At 65.9% G+C, this 15,819-nt stretch carries 13 protein-coding genes and 1 tRNA gene; 4 read left to right on the top strand and 10 right to left on the bottom strand.

What is annotated here, in order from left to right; genetic code table 11:
• Positions 1-24 precede the first annotated feature (24 nt).
• The 4 genes from rsmB to VIM95_RS06550 are packed head-to-tail and all read left to right on the top strand — an operon-like array spanning position 25 to position 5,329.
• The gene (rsmB, locus tag VIM95_RS06565; protein ID WP_331984229.1) at positions 25-1,299 is read left to right on the top strand and encodes a 16S rRNA (cytosine(967)-C(5))-methyltransferase RsmB; all 1,275 of its coding nucleotides are present in this window, start codon (positions 25-27) and stop codon (positions 1,297-1,299) included.
• Positions 1,300-1,345: 46 nt separating this feature from the next.
• A complete protein-coding gene (locus VIM95_RS06560; RefSeq protein ID WP_331984228.1) occupies positions 1,346-1,864 on the top strand; it encodes a DUF4390 domain-containing protein in 519 nt (172 codons plus the stop codon).
• A gap of 2 nt (positions 1,865-1,866) precedes the next feature.
• On the top strand, positions 1,867-4,059 hold the full coding sequence (locus tag VIM95_RS06555) for a sensor histidine kinase (RefSeq protein WP_331984227.1): 2,193 nt from the start codon (positions 1,867-1,869) through the stop codon (positions 4,057-4,059).
• Positions 4,052-5,329 carry a sigma-54 dependent transcriptional regulator gene (locus VIM95_RS06550; protein WP_331984226.1) on the top strand — a complete coding sequence of 426 codons (1,278 nt, stop codon included), beginning with the start codon at positions 4,052-4,054 and terminating at the stop codon, positions 5,327-5,329. The genes VIM95_RS06555 and VIM95_RS06550 overlap by 8 nt, the downstream gene beginning before the upstream one ends.
• A 63-nt stretch (positions 5,330-5,392) precedes the next feature.
• Here VIM95_RS06550 and VIM95_RS06545 read toward each other — a convergent pair whose 3' ends face one another.
• The 10 genes from VIM95_RS06545 to VIM95_RS06500 all read right to left on the bottom strand — a co-directional run bounded on the left by VIM95_RS06545 (position 5,393) and on the right by VIM95_RS06500 (position 15,754).
• Positions 5,393-7,264 (bottom strand): methyl-accepting chemotaxis protein, encoded by a 1,872-nt coding sequence (locus tag VIM95_RS06545; RefSeq protein WP_331984225.1) that lies wholly within the window; start codon positions 7,262-7,264, stop codon positions 5,393-5,395.
• A 109-nt stretch (positions 7,265-7,373) separates the two neighbouring features.
• Positions 7,374-7,763: an adenosylmethionine decarboxylase gene (speD, locus tag VIM95_RS06540; protein ID WP_331984224.1), complete on the bottom strand. Its 390-nt coding sequence runs from the start codon at positions 7,761-7,763 to the stop codon at positions 7,374-7,376.
• Complete coding sequence (locus VIM95_RS06535) at positions 7,760-9,376, bottom strand: NAD(P)-binding protein (protein WP_331984223.1); 1,617 nt, start codon at positions 9,374-9,376, stop codon at positions 7,760-7,762. The genes speD and VIM95_RS06535 overlap by 4 nt, the downstream gene beginning before the upstream one ends.
• Positions 9,355-10,854 carry a polyamine aminopropyltransferase gene (locus VIM95_RS06530; protein WP_331984222.1) on the bottom strand — a complete coding sequence of 500 codons (1,500 nt, stop codon included), beginning with the start codon at positions 10,852-10,854 and terminating at the stop codon, positions 9,355-9,357. The genes VIM95_RS06535 and VIM95_RS06530 overlap by 22 nt, the downstream gene beginning before the upstream one ends.
• Before the next feature lie 34 nt (positions 10,855-10,888).
• Positions 10,889-11,248, bottom strand: coding sequence for a hypothetical protein (locus VIM95_RS06525; RefSeq protein WP_331984221.1), 360 nt, complete (start codon positions 11,246-11,248; stop codon positions 10,889-10,891).
• 158 nt (positions 11,249-11,406) lie between these two features.
• Complete coding sequence (locus VIM95_RS06520; protein ID WP_331984220.1) at positions 11,407-11,619, bottom strand: DUF350 domain-containing protein; 213 nt, start codon at positions 11,617-11,619, stop codon at positions 11,407-11,409.
• Positions 11,620-11,632: 13 nt separating this feature from the next.
• The gene (locus VIM95_RS06515; RefSeq protein ID WP_331984219.1) at positions 11,633-11,779 is read right to left on the bottom strand and encodes a hypothetical protein; all 147 of its coding nucleotides are present in this window, start codon (positions 11,777-11,779) and stop codon (positions 11,633-11,635) included.
• Entirely contained in the window at positions 11,779-13,674 is a 1,896-nt protein-coding gene (locus VIM95_RS06510) for a DUF4178 domain-containing protein (RefSeq protein ID WP_331984218.1), read from the bottom strand. The genes VIM95_RS06515 and VIM95_RS06510 overlap by 1 nt, the downstream gene beginning before the upstream one ends.
• A gap of 130 nt (positions 13,675-13,804) precedes the next feature.
• The gene (locus VIM95_RS06505; RefSeq protein ID WP_331984217.1) at positions 13,805-15,556 is read right to left on the bottom strand and encodes a M14 family metallopeptidase; all 1,752 of its coding nucleotides are present in this window, start codon (positions 15,554-15,556) and stop codon (positions 13,805-13,807) included.
• 122 nt (positions 15,557-15,678) lie between these two features.
• Positions 15,679-15,754: transfer RNA gene (locus VIM95_RS06500), tRNA-Ala, on the bottom strand.
• Between the last annotated feature and the right edge of the window lie 65 nt (positions 15,755-15,819).

Raw genomic sequence — 15,819 nt, 5'->3', positions numbered from 1 at the left:
GACGTAGAAGAATTGATCTAGCCCATGCTAATGACCCAACGCCTGGCGGCCGAAGCCGTGGCCGCCGTGCTGGCCGGCCGCAACCTGACCGAGGTGCTGAGCCGCCAGCGGCAGCGCCACCCCGAGCTGGAGCCGCGCCAGAAGGCCGCCATCCAGGACATCAGCTACAGCACCCTGCGGCGCTATGGCGAGGTGGACTTTGTGCTGCGCAAGCTCTTGAGCCGGCCGGACACCGACCCAGCGGTACGCGCACTGCTGGCGACCGGCGTCTGCCAACTGGCCTGGGGCCGGGCGGCGGCGCACGCGGTGGTGGACCATGCGGTCAAGGTGGCGGCGCGGCTCAATGGCGGCTACGCCAAGGGCATGGTCAACGGCGTGCTGCGTAACTTCCTGCGCCAGAAGGAGGCCTTGCTGGCTGCGGCTGGTGAGGACGCACTGGCCCGCTGGAACCACCCGGACTGGTGGGTGGCAGCCATGCAGACGGCCTACCCGCAGGATTGGCAAGCCGTGCTGTTGGCCAATAACCAGCACCCACCCATGGGCTTGCGGGTCAACCCGCGCAAGATCAGCCGCGAGGACTATCTGGCCCAATTGGCGGCCGAGGGCATCGCCGCCGAGGCCGAAGGCCCCTACGGCATACGGCTGGCACAGCCGGTGCCGGTGGAGCGGCTGCCGGGCTTTTTCGAAGGCCTTTGCTCGGTCCAGGACCTGGGCGCGCAGTGGGCCGCACCGCTGCTGGACGCCCAGAACGGCATGCGGGTACTGGACGCCTGCTGTGCGCCAGGCGGCAAGACCGGCCACCTGCTGGAACTGGCCGATATCGAACTGACTGCGCTCGACGTGGATGCACAACGTTTGCAACGTGTGCGCGATAACCTCGACCGACTGGGTCTGAACGCTACCCTGCAGGCAGCCGATGCAGCCAAGCCGGCGGACTGGTGGAATGGTCAGCCGTATGACCGCATCCTGGCCGATGTACCCTGCTCTGCCAGCGGTGTCGCGCGCCGTCACCCGGATATCAAATGGCTGCGGCGAGCTGACGATTTTGCGCATTTCGCCACGCAACAGGCAGCCATGCTGGACGCGCTGTGGGGCTGCCTGAAACCGGGTGGTACACTGCTTTACGCTACCTGTTCGGTCTTTCCGCAGGAAAATCAACAACACGTCGCCGAGTTTTTGCAGCGTCATCCCGACGCCCGGCGGCTGCCCCTGCCGGCCGACCTGCCGGAGAGCGGGCAACTGCTGCCCAATGAACGCCACGATGGCTTTTTTTACGCTTCACTTCAGAAAAAGATTTAGCCGCTGGCTGTTCCCCCTGCTCGCCGCTTTGCTCATGCTGCCGGCCATGGCTGGCAGCATCCAGCTCGAATCCGCCGATGGCATCGAGCAGGACGGCCGTTTGAGCGTGGACGCGCGCTTTGTGGTGACGCTGGACCAGGTCCACGAGACCGCCCTGCTGGCGGGTGTGCCACTGACCTTCGCGGTGGAATTCACCTTGACCAAGCCCCGCTGGTACTGGGCCTGGCGCAAGGTGGCCGACTGGTTCAACCCGACCGCACGTACCGAATACAAACTCTCCTACCATGCCCTGACCCGTACCTACCGGGTCAGCGTGGGTTCGCTCTACCGCACTTACGACACGCTGGGTGAAGCCGTGCGCAACCTCGGGGTCGTGCGCGACTGGCCGATCACCGAGCGCGGTGCCGTCACCCGCAAGCTCGATAGCCGCTTTGCCGGCGAAATCGCCATGCGGCTCGATACCAGCCAGCTGCCGCGTCCCTTGCAACTGAGCCTGTTGGGCGAGCCGGAGTGGAAGCTGGAATCCCCCCCGCATCAGGTGGAATTCAACGAGGGTGGCAAATAAGCATGCCGATGCGCAACACCCTGATCCTGCTCGGTTCGCTGGCGGCCATTCTGCTGTTTTTGCTGGCGACCGCCAGCGGCAACTCGACCGTGATCGGCAACTATTACTCCTGGCTGCTGGCGCTCAATATCCTGATGGCGGCGGGCCTGGTGGCCCTGGTAGTGACCCGCGTGCTGCGGTTGCGCCAGCAGGTGCGCGAACGGCAGTTCGGTTCGCGCCTTGCCTGGCGGTTGACCTTGATGTTTGCCATGGTGGCGGTGCTGCCGGGTGCGCTGGTGTATACCCTGTCGGTGCAGTTCCTGACCAAGTCCATCGAGACCTGGTTCGATGTGCGGGTAGACAACGCGCTCGATAGCGGCCTCAACCTCGGCTCCAAAGCACTCGACAACTCGCTCGACGACTTGATGCAGAAGGCCCACGTGATGGCCGGGGAGCTGAGTGGCGAGGTCAACAGCGGCGCCCGCAACACCCTGGGCAAGCTGCGCGAGACCCACAACGTGCAGGAGGCCAGCCTATTTGACGGGCGCGGCCTGGTGATAGCCCACGACGGTAACGAGATGGCCAACCCGGTACCGCTGGTGCCGGACCGCAAGACCCTCAAGCAGGTGATGGCGCAGTTTCCCTACCGCGCGCTGGAGACGACCCCAAGCTACGGCCTGAGCCTGCGGGTGGTGGTGCCGGTCAATCCCAACTATGCCAGCACCTCCGCCTTCGGCGGCGAGATCCGCGCCTTGCAACTGATCCAGCCGGTACCCAAGAAGCTGGCGGCCGACTTCGAGAAGGTCGAGGACATGCGCAGCCAGTACAAGGCGCTCTCCTTGCAGCGGGGCGGGCTCAAGATCATCTACGGCCTGACACTGACCTTGGCGCTCTTGATGGCGCTTTTGGCGGCAGTGGTGCTCGGCATGTATCTCTCGGAGAAGCTGGCGGCACCGCTGACGGTGCTGGCGGCCGGCACCCGCGCGGTGGCGCAGGGTGACTTCTCGCAGGTGCAACCGGTGGTGAGCCAGGATGAGCTCGGTACCCTGACCCATAGCTTCAACCGCATGACCCGCCAGTTGGCCGAAGCGCGCGACCAGGTGGACCAGAAGCAGCAGGAGACGGCATCGGCCAAGGCCTACCTGGAAACCGTACTGGGTAGCCTGACCGCCGGGGTGCTGACCTTTGACGAGAACTGGCGGCTGCGCGCCGCCAACCTCAGCGCCACCCAGATCCTGCATGCCGAGATCGACCGGCTGGATGTGCTCAAGCTCAATGACTGGCTGGATGACTACCCGCACCTGGCCAACTTCGCCCAGGGTGTGATCGACGCCTTCAGCAATAGCAACGAGGACTGGCACCGGCAGCTGGAGGTCGGCTTTGACGGCAGCCCGCGCATCCTGCTGGTGCACGGTGCACGGCTGCGCCTGGCGGGCGAGCAGGAGCCGGCCTCGGGTGCGGTGGTGGTATTCGACGATGTGACCGACCTGCTGCGCGCCCAGCGCGACGCCGCCTGGGGCGAGGTGGCCAAGCGCCTGGCGCATGAGATCCGCAACCCGCTCACCCCTATCCAGCTCGCAGCCGAACGGCTGGAGCACAAGCTGTCCGACAAGCTGGACGAGCAGAGCCGCGAGGTGTTGAGCCGCTCTACCACGACCATCGTGTCCCAGGTCGGGGCGCTCAAGCGCATGGTGGACGAGTTCCGCGAATATGCCCGCCAGCCCTCAGCCCAGCTGGCGCCGGTGGACCTGGGCAAGCTGCTCGATGAGATCCTGGTGCTGTACGAAACCGCACCGATAGAGCGCGAACAGCTGGGTGAGGCACCGCTGCTGGTGATGGCGGATATCACACAACTGCGCCAAGTCGTGCACAATCTGCTCAAAAATGCGCAGGAAGCGGTCAGCAGCGATATGTTTGGCCGCATAAAACTACGTACCGAAAAGCGCCAGAAAACGGTACGATTGTCGGTAGAAGACAACGGTTCCGGATTTGATGAGGCGATTTTGCAACGGGTTTTCGAGCCCTACGCAACGACCAAACAAAAGGGAACCGGCTTGGGGCTGGCTGTGGTGAAGAAGATCATTGACGAACACCACGGTCAGATCGTCGCCTTCAACGTCGAGCCGCACGGGGCCTGTGTGCGGATCGATCTGCCCATCCTCGATGCGGCAGACGTTGCGGGCAACAGCACAAATGGGGAGAACGCGCGTGGGTAGTAACGATATCCTGATCGTCGACGACGAGATTGGTATCCGCGAATTGCTGTCGGAGATCCTGCAGGACGAGGGTTACCGCGTGGTGGTGGCAGAAAATGCCGCCCAGGCGCGGCAGCTGCGCAACCAGGGCCGTCCGGCACTGGTGCTGTTGGACATCTGGATGCCCGACACCGATGGCGTGACGCTGTTGAAGGAATGGGGCAGCAATGGCCAGCTCACCATGCCGGTGGTGATGATGTCCGGCCATGCCACCATCGATACCGCGGTGGAAGCTACCCGCATTGGCGCCTTCGACTTCCTGGAGAAGCCGATCGGCCTGCAGAAGCTCTTGGCGACGGTGAAGCGGGCGCTCAAGCACGGCGAGGTGCAGCCCAAGGTGGCTGAGAACTCGCTGGCCGCGCTGGGCAAGAGCCCGCTGGTACTGGTGCTGAAAAAGCAGCTCGACCAGGCCCAGAACCTGTCCTTTCCCATGTTGCTGACCGGTGAACCGGGCAGCGGCTTTGTGACCTGTGCCCGCTACCTGACCCCGCCGACCGTGCCCTTCGTGGCACCGGACAGCCAGGACGCGCTGGTTGAATCCGGCCCCGACCTGGTGGCCCGTGCCGCCAACGGGACCTTGTTCCTGCGCGATATCGGCCACTATGAGCGCAAGGCCCAGGCAGCCCTGGTGGCCTTGTTGCCCAAGCTCGACAAGCACAATGTGCGCTTGATCTGCGCGACCAGCCGCAGCCTGCCTGAGCTGATCGACCGCTTTGACCCGGCGCTGTTCACCTATCTGTCGCAGATCGTGGTGCCGCTGCCGGCGCTGCGCGAACATCGCGACGATATCCCGGAGCTGGCCGAGCACATCCTTGCCAGCGTGGTGGAATCGAACAAGACCGGCCCGCGCCGTTTTGTCTCCTCGGCGCTCAATGCGCTGCGCCAGCACGACTGGCCGGGTAACCACGAGCAGCTGCACAACATCGTCAAGAGCCTGGCGCTGACCTCGACCGAGGTCGATATCGATGCCGTGCCGGTGAACCGGGTGTTGTCGCAATTCTCGCCACCGCGTGCACAGACCGTGACCGTGAGCGGCCCGCAGTTCAACTTCGACCAGCCGCTGCGCGAAGCACGCGACGAGTTCGAGCGCGCCTACTTCGACCACCATATCGGCCTGGAAGGCGGCAATATGAGCAGGGTGGCCGACAAGGTCGGCCTGGAGCGTACCCACCTCTACCGCAAGCTCAAGCAACTGGGCGTGCAGGTGATCAAGCGCCCGCGGCCGAGCTAAGCTTGCGCCAGCCAACAAAAAAGCCCGCGTTTGCGGGCTTTTTTGTTGGCCGCTGCCTTGAACTTACAGTCTGAAGCGCCCTACCAGGGCGCTCAGGTTGTGGGCCAGGCTGGAGAGTGCCTGCAAGGTGCGGCTGGAGTCCTGGATGGAGCTGTCGGTCTGCTGGGCCATGGCGTTGACCCGTTCGGCGCTCTGCGCCATGGCGGTGGTGGCGACGCGCTGCTCGGCGGTGGCGGCGACGATGTCGTCCATCTTGGCCACCATCTCACCGGTGCTGGAGCGGATGGCCTCGATGCGGCCGGTGGCGTCGGCGGCGCGGTTGACGCCCAGGTCTACCGCCTTGATGGCGCCCTCCATGCGGCCCAGCGCATCGCGGGTATCGTCGCGCACGCTGGTGATCATATTGCCGATCTCGACCGTGGCCTGGCCGGTGCGCTCGGCGAGCTTGCGTACCTCGTCCGCGACCACGGCAAAACCGCGGCCCTGCTCGCCGGCGCGGGCAGCCTCGATGGCGGCGTTGAGCGCCAGCAGGTTGGTCTGGTCGGCGATCTCCTTGATCACGCCGACGATGCTGCTGATCTGGTCGGAGCGGTTGCCCAGGCTGTTCATGACACCGGCCAGCTGCTGGAATTCGTCGGCGATGCGGCCGATCTCCTCAGCCACCTGGCGTACCGCCTGGGCCGAATCGCCCGAGCCGCTGTCGACCACTTCCACCAGCTTGTGGGTATCGCTCACGTTGTCGGCGATATGGGCGATGCTGACGGTGATCTGCTCGATGGTGGCGGCGGTGGCGCTGAGTTCCTCGGACTGGACGTTGGAATCACGGGAGATATGGCCGGTAGTATCGGTCAGGTGGGCGATGCCGCCGGTGAGCTCGGCCGACTGGTCGCGCACGGTGATGAACATTTCACGCAGCTTGTCGATGAACTGGTTGAAGGCCTGGGCGATGCGGCCGACTTCATCGCGGCTGTGGACCGGCAGGCGCAGGGTGAGGTCGCCCTCGCCGGTGGCGATGGTGGCCATGGCGCGCTCGATGCGGCCAAGCCCGGCCAGCAGGTGGCCGATGCCGACCCAGGCAAAGCCCAGCGCGACTGCAACCAGCAGTACCAGTGCGCCGGTCAGCGCCCACAGGAGGTTGCGCAGCGGGGCCATGGCCTGACCCTTGTCGATCACGACCCCGAGGTACCAGTCGGTATTGGCGATGGGGCGCAGGGCCACCAGCTTGGCGGCGCCGTCGATCTCGACGGTGTTGAGCTGGTCGGCGGCGGTATAGGCCTCGATGCTGTCAAAGCCTGGGATGACTTCCTTGACCGGCTTGAGCGCGGTATCGGGCTTGGGATAGGCGATCAGCTTGCCGTCCTTGCCGATCAGGAAGGCGTAACCATCGCCGCGCAGCTTGATGCCCAGCACATTGTTGACCACGGTCTCGAGGTTGATGTCGGCGCCGACCACGGCTTCGACGCTGCCGCTACCGCCCTTGGGGGCAGCGAAGGTGACCACCAGCTTCTTGCTGGAGGCGGCAATATAGGGGGCGGTGACCACCGGCTTGCCCTGCTCGACGGCGAGCTTGTACCAGGGGCGGGCGGTGGGGTCGTAGCCTTCCGGCGGGGTCTTGTCGGTGGAGTAGACCATGCGCTTGTCGGCAAAGCCGGTGAAGAACAGGGCGAAGTCGCCGGCCTTGGCGGCCTGTTGCATGGGCGGCTTGATGTCGGCCTGGCTGATAGCGGGCACCACAGAGGCGACGATCTGCTGCTTGCTGCTCACCCAATCCGACACCACCTGACCGTAGCCCAGCGAGGTGGCGGCGATCTCCTGGCGGATGCCGGTCTGGATCTCGCCGGACATGCGCAGGTAGGAGATGCCGGCCAGCAGGGTGGCGCTGATGGCCACCACGGCTGCGACAAACAGGATCAGGCGGGTACGTAATGAGGTCATAACTCGCTCCGAATGGAAAACCGGCGACTTTAGCGACGGCGCGCGTTTTGCGCGTCGTGGTTTTCCAGACTAGAGCGTGGGGCGGCCAATTGCATCCCCATCGTGTACTTCAGGCGCCGCCGGGCTCCGGCTGCGTACCGCGCTGCAGCCGCTGGCACTGTTGGCGCCGGGGGGCGAAGGCGGCCAGCAGGGCCTGCAGCAGCCGCTCGGCGCGCAGGGAATTGTCGGCGCCGAAGTTGCAGACGTAGACATCGAGGGTGACGCCGGCGCGCTCGGGCCAGGTGTGGATGGCGAGGTGGGATTCGGCCAGCAGCACCACGCCGGTGATGCCCCCTGGGCCGGCAGGGCTGGCCGGGAAAGCATGCCAGCAATGCGAGACGGCGGAGAGCCCGACGCGGGCGACCTCGGCCTCGCACAGTGCCGCCAGTGCCGGCTGATCCAGCAACAGCGCGCTATTGCCGCAGTCGTACAGGTCGGCGGTGAGGTGCAGGCCGTTCATGCGTGTTTCCAGTCTTGTTCCATCAGCCAACGCGCGGCGCGCGTGCCCCAGTAGTGGGCTTCCTCGGCCAGCGAGAAGCCGCTGAGGTCGGCGTGCGCCAGCATGAGCCGCGGCGCCGGCTGGCGCAAGGCCGGCAGGTGCTGGCTGATCAGGCCCGGGGTGGGCCGCGCCATGGCGTGGCCCCAGCGCCAGACATCCAGGCGCGAGGTCAGCCGAGCGATGTCGGGGTGGGCCTGGGCGAGCTCAGTGAGGATGGTCTGCGCCCACTCTGGCTGGCTGCGCTTGAGCAGCCACTGCCGGCCGGCGGCGGGTGTGTATTCGCTGAGCGGGCGGTAGTAGGTGAAGACGCTGGCTTGATCGTGCAGGCCCAGCGATTGGTGGTTGGCGACCACGTAACCGAGGCCGGCGCTACCGTAGAGCACGTTGTCCCAGCTCAGCGGCGCCTGGTCGTGGCCGTCTGGCAGGCTATCGAGGGTAAGGTTGGCGACCAGCCAAGGGGCGTAGCTGAGCTGAGCGATGGCGGCGCGCCACTGTGCCGGCAGACTGGGCCAGGCGTGCGGCAGAAAGCCCAGCGGGGCGGCCCAGACCAGTTTGTCGGCCTGGTAGCGCACGCTGCGCTGCTCGGCAGCGAGGTAGACGTCGGCCAGGATGCCCTGCGGAGTGACATCCAAACGCCAGACCAGGGCTTGCGACTGCAGGCGATCGCCCAGGCTGGCGGCCAGCTTGCGGGTGAGCCAGGCATTGCCCTCGGGCCAGGTCAGTACATCGTCGCTATCGGCATTGCCGGCCACGCCGTGGCGACCGGCGTAGTAGTGCAGGCCGGCCCAGGCCGAGGTCTGGCGGTAGTCGGTGCCGTAGTCGTCGCGACAGGCGTAGTTGACCCACCAGTGCAGGCTGGGGGCGTCCAGCCCCTGCTGGCGCAGCCAGTCGTGCAGGCTGATGCCGTCCAGGGCCGGGTCGGCCATGCCGCCGCGGGCGCTGGGGGTGGCGAAGGGCGGCAGGCTGCCGGCGAGACGTTGGGCCTTGTATTCGGCCATCAGCTGGATAAAGCGCTGCTGCTGGGCGCGCTCCGCCGCCGGCACGCCGAACTGGGGCAGCAGGCCGTCCTGCCAGATGCCATTGATATGCAACCGTTCCTGCGGGGCAAAGCAGAGGTGGCGCTCCTCGTATTCCGGATTCAGGGCCTGTGGGTCGCCCTTGAGCACGCCGAATTCGGCCAGCATGAGGCGGATCTCGCTGGCTTCCGGCCCGGGCAGGGGCAGGTAGTGGGCGCCCCAGGGGTAGGCGGAAACGGCGTTGTGACCGGCACGGGCATTACCGCCGGCTTCGGCTTCCAGCTCCAAGAGCTGGAAGCCCTGGTAGCCCTGCCGCTGCAGCCACCAGCCACAGGCGAGGCCGGCCATGCCGCCGCCAACGATCAGGGCCGGGGTACGGCGGACCTCGCTGGCGGCGGGGAAGCCGCCACCGTCGCGGAACTTGTGACCCAGCGTGTGGTTGGGCCCTAGCAGCTCACCGGGCGGCAGCGGCGGCGGGCTCTTGCGGCTGCAACCGAGCAGGCCCAGCGCGCTGGCGGCCAGGAAGTCGCGCCGCTTCAACGCAGCACCTGCTTCCACTCCTGCTCGAAGGTACGCACCAGGAGCTGGTTGTTGAGCCGGTTGACCTCGGCCGGCACGCGGGCCATGTCGGGCGGGAAGTTGAACAGGGTGGGCAGGGTGGCCGGGGTGACGAAGCGCAGGCCCGGCGGCAGCTTGCCGCCGGGGGTGTAAGGTTCGCGGCTGGCCAGGATATAGCCCCATTCGCCAAAGCTCGGTACCAGGGCATGGTAGGGCTGGGTGGTGAGGCCCACGCTCTCTACCGTCTGCACCACGGTCCAGAATGAATGGCGAGCATACATGGGCGAGGTGGACTGGACCACCATGCGGCCGCGCGCGCTCAGGGCCCGCTCGACGAAGCGGTAGAAGGTGTTGGTGTAGAGCTTGCCGACGGCGTAGTTGGTGGGGTCGGGGAAGTCGACCACGATAAAGTCGTAGGCATCCTGCTGGCTCTCCAGCCAGCGGAAGGCGTCGGTATTGATGACGTGGACCTTGGGGGAGGAGAAGGCATCGCCATTGAGCGCACGGAGCGCCGGGTGGGTCTTGAAGAGGTTGGGCATGGCCGGGTCGAGCTCGACCAGGGTGATGGACTCCACCTGCGGGTATTTGAGGATCTCGCGCACCGCCAAGCCGTCACCGCCGCCCAGCACCAGCACCCGCTTGGCCCAGGGCAGGGAGGAGAGGCCAGGGTGGACCAGGGCTTCGTGGTAGCGGTATTCGTCGCGCGAGCTGAACTGCAGGTTGCCGTTGAGGAAGAGCCGCACGTCGTTCTTCCAGCGCGTCAGCACGATGCGCTGGTAGGGCGTGGATTCGGCCAGCACGATGCGATCCTCGTACAGCGCATTCTCGGCAAAGCCCGACAGGCGCTCGGCGCCGACGAAGCCGGCCAGCACCAGCACCAGCACGACGCCACCCTGCGCCCACAGGCTGCGACGGGCCGGCAGCTCGGCGCGGAACAGCCAGAGCGTCCAGAGCGCGACCGCCACATTCAGCAAGCCGAACAGCAGTGCGGTGCGCACCATGCCGAGCTTGGGGGCGAGCCACAGTGGGAACAACAGGGAGACCGCCAGGGCGCCGATATAGTCCACGCTCAGGACCTGGGAGACCAGCTCCTTGAAGGCCAGGCGCGGCTCCAGGAGGCGCATGACCAGGGGGATCTCCAGCCCCACCAGCACGCCGATGATGCCGACCAAGAGGTAGAGCAGCAGCAAAAAGGGGCCGCTGAGCCAGGCGAAGGCATAGAACAGCAGCGCCGCCGAGAAGCCGCCCAGGAGGCCCACCGCCAGCTCGATGCGGATGAAGCTGGCGACGAGGTCGCGCTGCAGATGCTTGGACAGCCAGGAACCGAGGCCCATGGCGAACAGGTAGACGCCGATGACGGTGGAGAACTGGGTGACCGAGTCACCGACCAGATAGCTCGATAGCGCCGCGGCGACCAGCTCGTAGGCTAGGCCGCAGGCAGCGACGACAAAGATGGAGAACAGCAGGGCGTAGGGCATGGGTGAGGCGGGGCAAGGGCGGCGCGAGGCCGGATCAATCGGCGGACTGGCGCTTCTTTTCGATGTATTCATCCATGCGCGAGAGCAGGCGCCACCATTCGCTGCCGTCGTCACGGATCAGGCGGATAGCGCCGGCACGCACCAGGATCTTGCGCAGCTCGTCCGCTTCGAACCCGCCCAGGTGCTGCTGCAGGGTATCGAAGGAGCGGTCGGTATAGCTTTTGTGGCTGAGGAAGTGGCGGGCGGTCTCTTCGGCCATGAATTCAGTCTTGTGCTGCTCGCGCAGGGCACGCAGCTGGTTTTGTAACTGCTGGCGGCTGAGCAGGCTGCTGACTACGCCGCCGACGGCGGAGCCAAACAGTGTACCCAGGAGGGCGGACAGTGTGAGATCCATGCATACCCCGGTGACGGCACACGGCGCGGCGTGTACCCGGATAGATTGTAGAGCCGCTCAAAAACCCAGCGCAGCGGTTCTGGCAGGCGCACAAGCGCAGACAGTACGATTAGTACGGCAAGCTTGTGCAACGCCGCCAGAAAGGTTTTTCAGCGGCTCTAGTGGATGGCGGCGGCGACGATGATGGCTATGCCCAGGCACATGGCGGCGACCACGGTGGCCAGCGCCTGGTTGCGCTCTTCGATCAGGTTCTTCCACAGATCGTAGGGAGTGAGCCGGTCGATGATGATGAAGGCCAGCCAGAACACCACCACGCCGAGCAGGGAGTAGGCCAGCGAGGCAACCAGATAGTCGAGTTTCAGGAGTTCCATGTCTGTCTCCAGATCATTTGTGATAGAGCCGGCCGCCCGAGCTGCCCACGCGTTCGCGGGTCTCGCTGGCAGCACCGAACAGGGGTTTGCCCTTGTACTGGCCATAGCTGTAGAGGCCGGTGGCCAGGAGGGCGGCGATCAGATAGCTGCGGAACCACATCAGTCGTCGTCTCCACTATCGCTGCTGGCGTAGTCGCTTTCGGCCCAGCGGCGGGTCTCGAAGCTGACGCTACGCCACCAGGCCAAGAGCGGTGGTACCAGCAGGCAGGCCAGTAGCACCCAGAAGTTGACCCAGATGGGCACGCCACGGACCACCGCGATACGGTCCTGCAGCGGCGCCTTGCCCGGTTCGGTCTCGGCGTCGACTTCCAGCAGATAGTCGCCAGCCGGTATATCGGCCAGCAGGGCTTCGTCGCGGTTGCTGCCCTCGCTCCAGCTGCCGTCGGAATCGCTGCCCGAGTAGTAGCTGATCTCGCGGCCCAGGCGGTGGACCTCGCCGGTGGTCTGGTTGACCAGGGTGAGGTCGGTGTAGAGCCACTGGTTGTCGACGTTGACCTGTTGGCGGATCTCCAGATTGCCGCCACCTTCGATATGGATGGGTGGGCTGCTGAGGGTGTATTGCTGTTGGCCCTCGGGCTGGTTCAAATCGCCTTGCCAGACGGTACGCGAGGCGGCAGTGACGGCGAAGATGGCCTGCAGGATGAGCGCCAGCACGGCAAAGGCGGCAAAGGCGGCCCAGTAGCGGCCGGAACCCGGCCCGGGGCGCGGTTGGTTGGGGGCGATGCCGACGGGCTCGGGTAGCTTGACCTGGGGCTTGAAGGCAGCTTCGACCTCGGCCGGCGGGAGATACTCGGAGAGCGACCAGGTCAGCTCGGTCTCGCTGCGCTCGGATGAGAGCAGGTAGGGCGGCGAGACGTAGTCATCGACACCCACGGTCTCGCCTATGCTGACCCGCCAGTTGAATTCGCCCAGCACCTGTACCACCTCGGCCTGACAGTGCTGGAAGTGCTTGTAGGTACGGTCGAGGAAGCGCGCCTGGGTCTGCCGGGCGGGCATGATTTTAGGCTGGCGGGTAACCGCCTTGGCGAGGTTCCAGTGGCCGTTGTATTCGGTCAGCCAGGCGTAGCCGGCCTCCTCGCTGTGCAGCAGGTATTCGTCCCAGTCGTAGCGTATGCCGTCGATACGGGTGGCGCGGCGCAGGTAGCCGATGATGGCGTACTGCTTGCCGCGCAGCTTGCCCACGCTGCCGAGGGGCAGCTTGGGCTGGCGCAGGGCCTCGATGGCGCGGCTGACGATAGCCAGGGTGGGGTCGGCGGGGTCGACCACCGCGCCGCAGTGGCTGCAGCCTATCGCCTTGGTATCGGCCAGCTTGACCGAGATGGGTGCGCCGCAGTTGGTGCATTTGAAATCGCGCGCCTGGGCGCGCTTGGGGCGCTCGGTCTCCTTGGGCGCCGCCGGGTCGACCAGCTCTTCCAAGGTGAGCGCCAGGCCGATATAGACCTTGGGCGGTTGCTCGCTGTAGTCCAGGCTGGCAAAGCCCGTTTCGGAGCGCAGGTCCACGGCCGGCGCGGGGAAGCCCGGGGTGGCCTCGAAGGGCAACTCGCCCTCGACCGCGACGCAGTGCGCGGTCTCGATATTGCTGACGGTATAGGGCTCGCCGCCCAGCCGGATGGACTGGCCGACACGGTAGACATCGAACGGCGGCAGCTGGGTCTTGATGGCCTGTTCGAAGGTCAGGTAACAGAGGCCCGAGCCTTCAGATACCCAGCCCAGGCGGCCATCGTCGAAGCGGGCGTACCACTCGTTCCAGTAGCCACCCTGGTAGTTGAGCTGCAGCCGGCCGATCAGCTCGAAGCCGACGGTCTTGTGCAGGCCGCGAAAGCGCAGCCGGAAGGGGCTGCGGTCCTCGGCCAGCTCGGCCATCTTGCCGAGGTTTTCCAGATTGACGTCGCGCCGCACCAGGGTGCTGCGGCAATAGCCGCACACCGCCATGACCGAGGCGGCGGAGTGGAACTCGACTTGGGCGCCACAGGATGGGCAAGGAGCTACGCGCATGAACTCTGTTGTTGTGATTTGTTGTCAGGGCAAAGGCCGTCCGAGCCTAGCACAGCAAGACGCGGAATCAAGCGTACTAAGGCACACGGCCGGCCCGATGCCAGCTTAAATCATCGACCAGCGAGTTTGCCTAGCGCGGCGCAGTGGCGACGCGCAGCACCGGGTAGAGCTGGTAGCGCTCGTCCCAGCTGGCGTGCCGGCGGGCGAAGAATTCCAGCCTGGCAGCGGCATCCTTGGCGAAGGCCGGGTCCTTGAGTTTAGCCTCGAAGGCGGCCTTGATGGCCGGGTCGGCCAGCTGCTGGCGGGCGACTTCTTCGGCCACATAGGGCTCCATGTATTCCTTGGGTTCGAAGGCGGTATTGAAGTAGCCCCAGGCGGCCAGGGCGTCCGGTGCTTGCGGCTCCAAGAGGGCCATGACGAAGCGGGCCTTGGGCTGGGCTATGGGTACATAGAGATCGCCAGCGGCGAGCGCACGCTTCTCGGGCTGCCACTGCCCTTCCAGCGTGAGGCGCTGGTGGCTTTCTTCGGACTTGGCGGCGAACTCCATCTTGCTGGCGCGAAAGGCTTCGACCTCGGTGGTCGCGGCCTGTTTGAGCGTTTGGTACTGGATGCCATGCAGGGCCAGCTTGGCGGCCACCCAGGCGGCGTGGGCGCGCGGCACCACGTAGCCGGCCTTGGGTGCGGTCACCACCAGCTCGGGCTTGAGCTCGGGGTGCAGGGGCATGGCCCAGACTTGCGGCCTGCTCTCGTCGTAGCGTGTCATCAGGGCGCCGGAGACATCCGATTGCGTACGGGTGTAGGCGTAGCCACGGAAGGCGATGGTCTCCACCTTGTCGGTAGGCTCATAGCTCAGTGCTACCAGCTGGCCGGCCAGTTGGCGGCTGCGTGCGTCGGCGGCGGCGGCTTCGCGGCGCCACTCGGCGCCGTGGGCAGCGATCTGTTCCATGAGGGAGACGATGGTGTTGCGGGTGATGCGCACGCGGGTGGGGTAGTCCTTCCAGCTATGCGTCTCGACCAGCATGCCCAGCCGGTTGCGCAACTGGAAGTAGCCGTTGGAGAAGCGCGGCGGCGGCACGCTGGCGTAGACGCCGGAGCTCGGATCGTCCTCGACCGCGAAGCTGGGGTAGAAGTCCAGCGGCAGCGAGCCTTGTTTGGTGAGGTCGGCCACCACGGCGTTGTTGAGCGCGCGGCCGGCCTGGCGCAGGGCCTCGTCGCCGGACTGACGTGGCTCAGTCATGATGGAAATATCGTGCTCGAACTTGGCGCCGTCGGTGACGTGCAGGTCGATATAGGCCAGGGGGTCCCAGGCATCGACCAGCCGCAGCATGGCCTGCATCTCGGCCGTATCGGCCTTGGCGTAGTCGCGGTTGAGGTTGTAGTTCCGGCCGGTGGTGCGCCAGCCCATCTGTTCCGGTCCACGCTGGTTGGGGCGGTTCCAGGCACCGAAGCGCTCGTGGCCGTCGATATTGAACACCGGCACGAAGAGCAGTACCTGCTTGGTCAAAGCCCCCTTGGCGGCCTTGCCCTGCAAGGCCTCGCGCAAGGCCAGGAAGCCGGCGTCCTTGCCGTCGATCTCGCCGGCGTGGATGCCGCCCTGCACCAGCAGCACCGGCAACCGACGCGCCTGGGCGGCCTGCGGTGTGAGGGCGCCGCTTTGCGAGACTACCAGGGCCTGCATGGGGCGGCCCTCGGGAGTCTGCCCAAAGGTGATGCAGCGCACCGCCTTGGGGTAGGCGGCCTGGAAGTCATTGCAGAGCTGCTGGACTTCGCTGTAGCGGCCGGTCTCTTTGAAGCCGGAGCGTTCGGCCAGGGTGGTAAGCGGTTGGGCCAGGGCGGTGGCTACGCAGGCGGCGAGCAGCAGAGTGGGCAGGTGGCGGGGCATCGGCTTCCTCCATGGAGCCCTGGGGGCATCGCTATTCTTGTTGACCTCCGGCTAGCAAAGGCCTGGTCTAGCAACGCAAAAGCCAACGACCTTTCGGAACGCTGGCTTTTGGCAGATTTCAATGGTGGACCGAAGGAGGATCGAACTCCCGACCTCTGCATTGCGAACGCAGCGCTCTCCCAGCTGAGCTATCGGCCCTTGGCGGTACTTGGTGCGAGGGAAATATAGCGTGCTGTTTGTGGCGCCGACAAGCCCGGCTCGTT

Origin of the sequence: Chitinimonas sp. (genome assembly GCF_036568685.1) — a bacterium.
Taxonomy (GTDB): Bacteria; Pseudomonadota; Gammaproteobacteria; order Burkholderiales; family Chitinimonadaceae; genus Chitinimonas.
The sequence above is the reverse complement of the archived record's forward strand: the minus strand, read 5'-3'. Positions and strand labels throughout refer to the sequence as shown.

Excerpts from the sequence above, each read along its gene's own strand:
- speD (WP_331984224.1), bottom strand. The coding sequence starts at position 7,763 with ATGAACGGCCTGCACCTCACCGCCGACCTGTACGACTGCGGCAATAGC.
- VIM95_RS06560 (WP_331984228.1), top strand. The coding sequence starts at position 1,346 with ATGGCTGGCAGCATCCAGCTCGAATCCGCCGATGGCATCGAGCAGGAC.
- VIM95_RS06555 (WP_331984227.1), top strand. The coding sequence starts at position 1,867 with ATGCCGATGCGCAACACCCTGATCCTGCTCGGTTCGCTGGCGGCCATT.
- VIM95_RS06520 (WP_331984220.1), bottom strand. The coding sequence starts at position 11,619 with ATGGAACTCCTGAAACTCGACTATCTGGTTGCCTCGCTGGCCTACTCC.
- VIM95_RS06525 (WP_331984221.1), bottom strand. The coding sequence starts at position 11,248 with ATGGATCTCACACTGTCCGCCCTCCTGGGTACACTGTTTGGCTCCGCC.
- VIM95_RS06515 (WP_331984219.1), bottom strand. The coding sequence starts at position 11,779 with ATGTGGTTCCGCAGCTATCTGATCGCCGCCCTCCTGGCCACCGGCCTC.
- VIM95_RS06530 (WP_331984222.1), bottom strand. The coding sequence starts at position 10,854 with ATGCCCTACGCCCTGCTGTTCTCCATCTTTGTCGTCGCTGCCTGCGGC.
- VIM95_RS06545 (WP_331984225.1), bottom strand. The coding sequence starts at position 7,264 with ATGACCTCATTACGTACCCGCCTGATCCTGTTTGTCGCAGCCGTGGTG.
- rsmB (WP_331984229.1), top strand. The coding sequence starts at position 25 with ATGCTAATGACCCAACGCCTGGCGGCCGAAGCCGTGGCCGCCGTGCTG.
- VIM95_RS06505 (WP_331984217.1), bottom strand. The coding sequence starts at position 15,556 with ATGCCCCGCCACCTGCCCACTCTGCTGCTCGCCGCCTGCGTAGCCACC.
- VIM95_RS06510 (WP_331984218.1), bottom strand. The coding sequence starts at position 13,674 with ATGCGCGTAGCTCCTTGCCCATCCTGTGGCGCCCAAGTCGAGTTCCAC.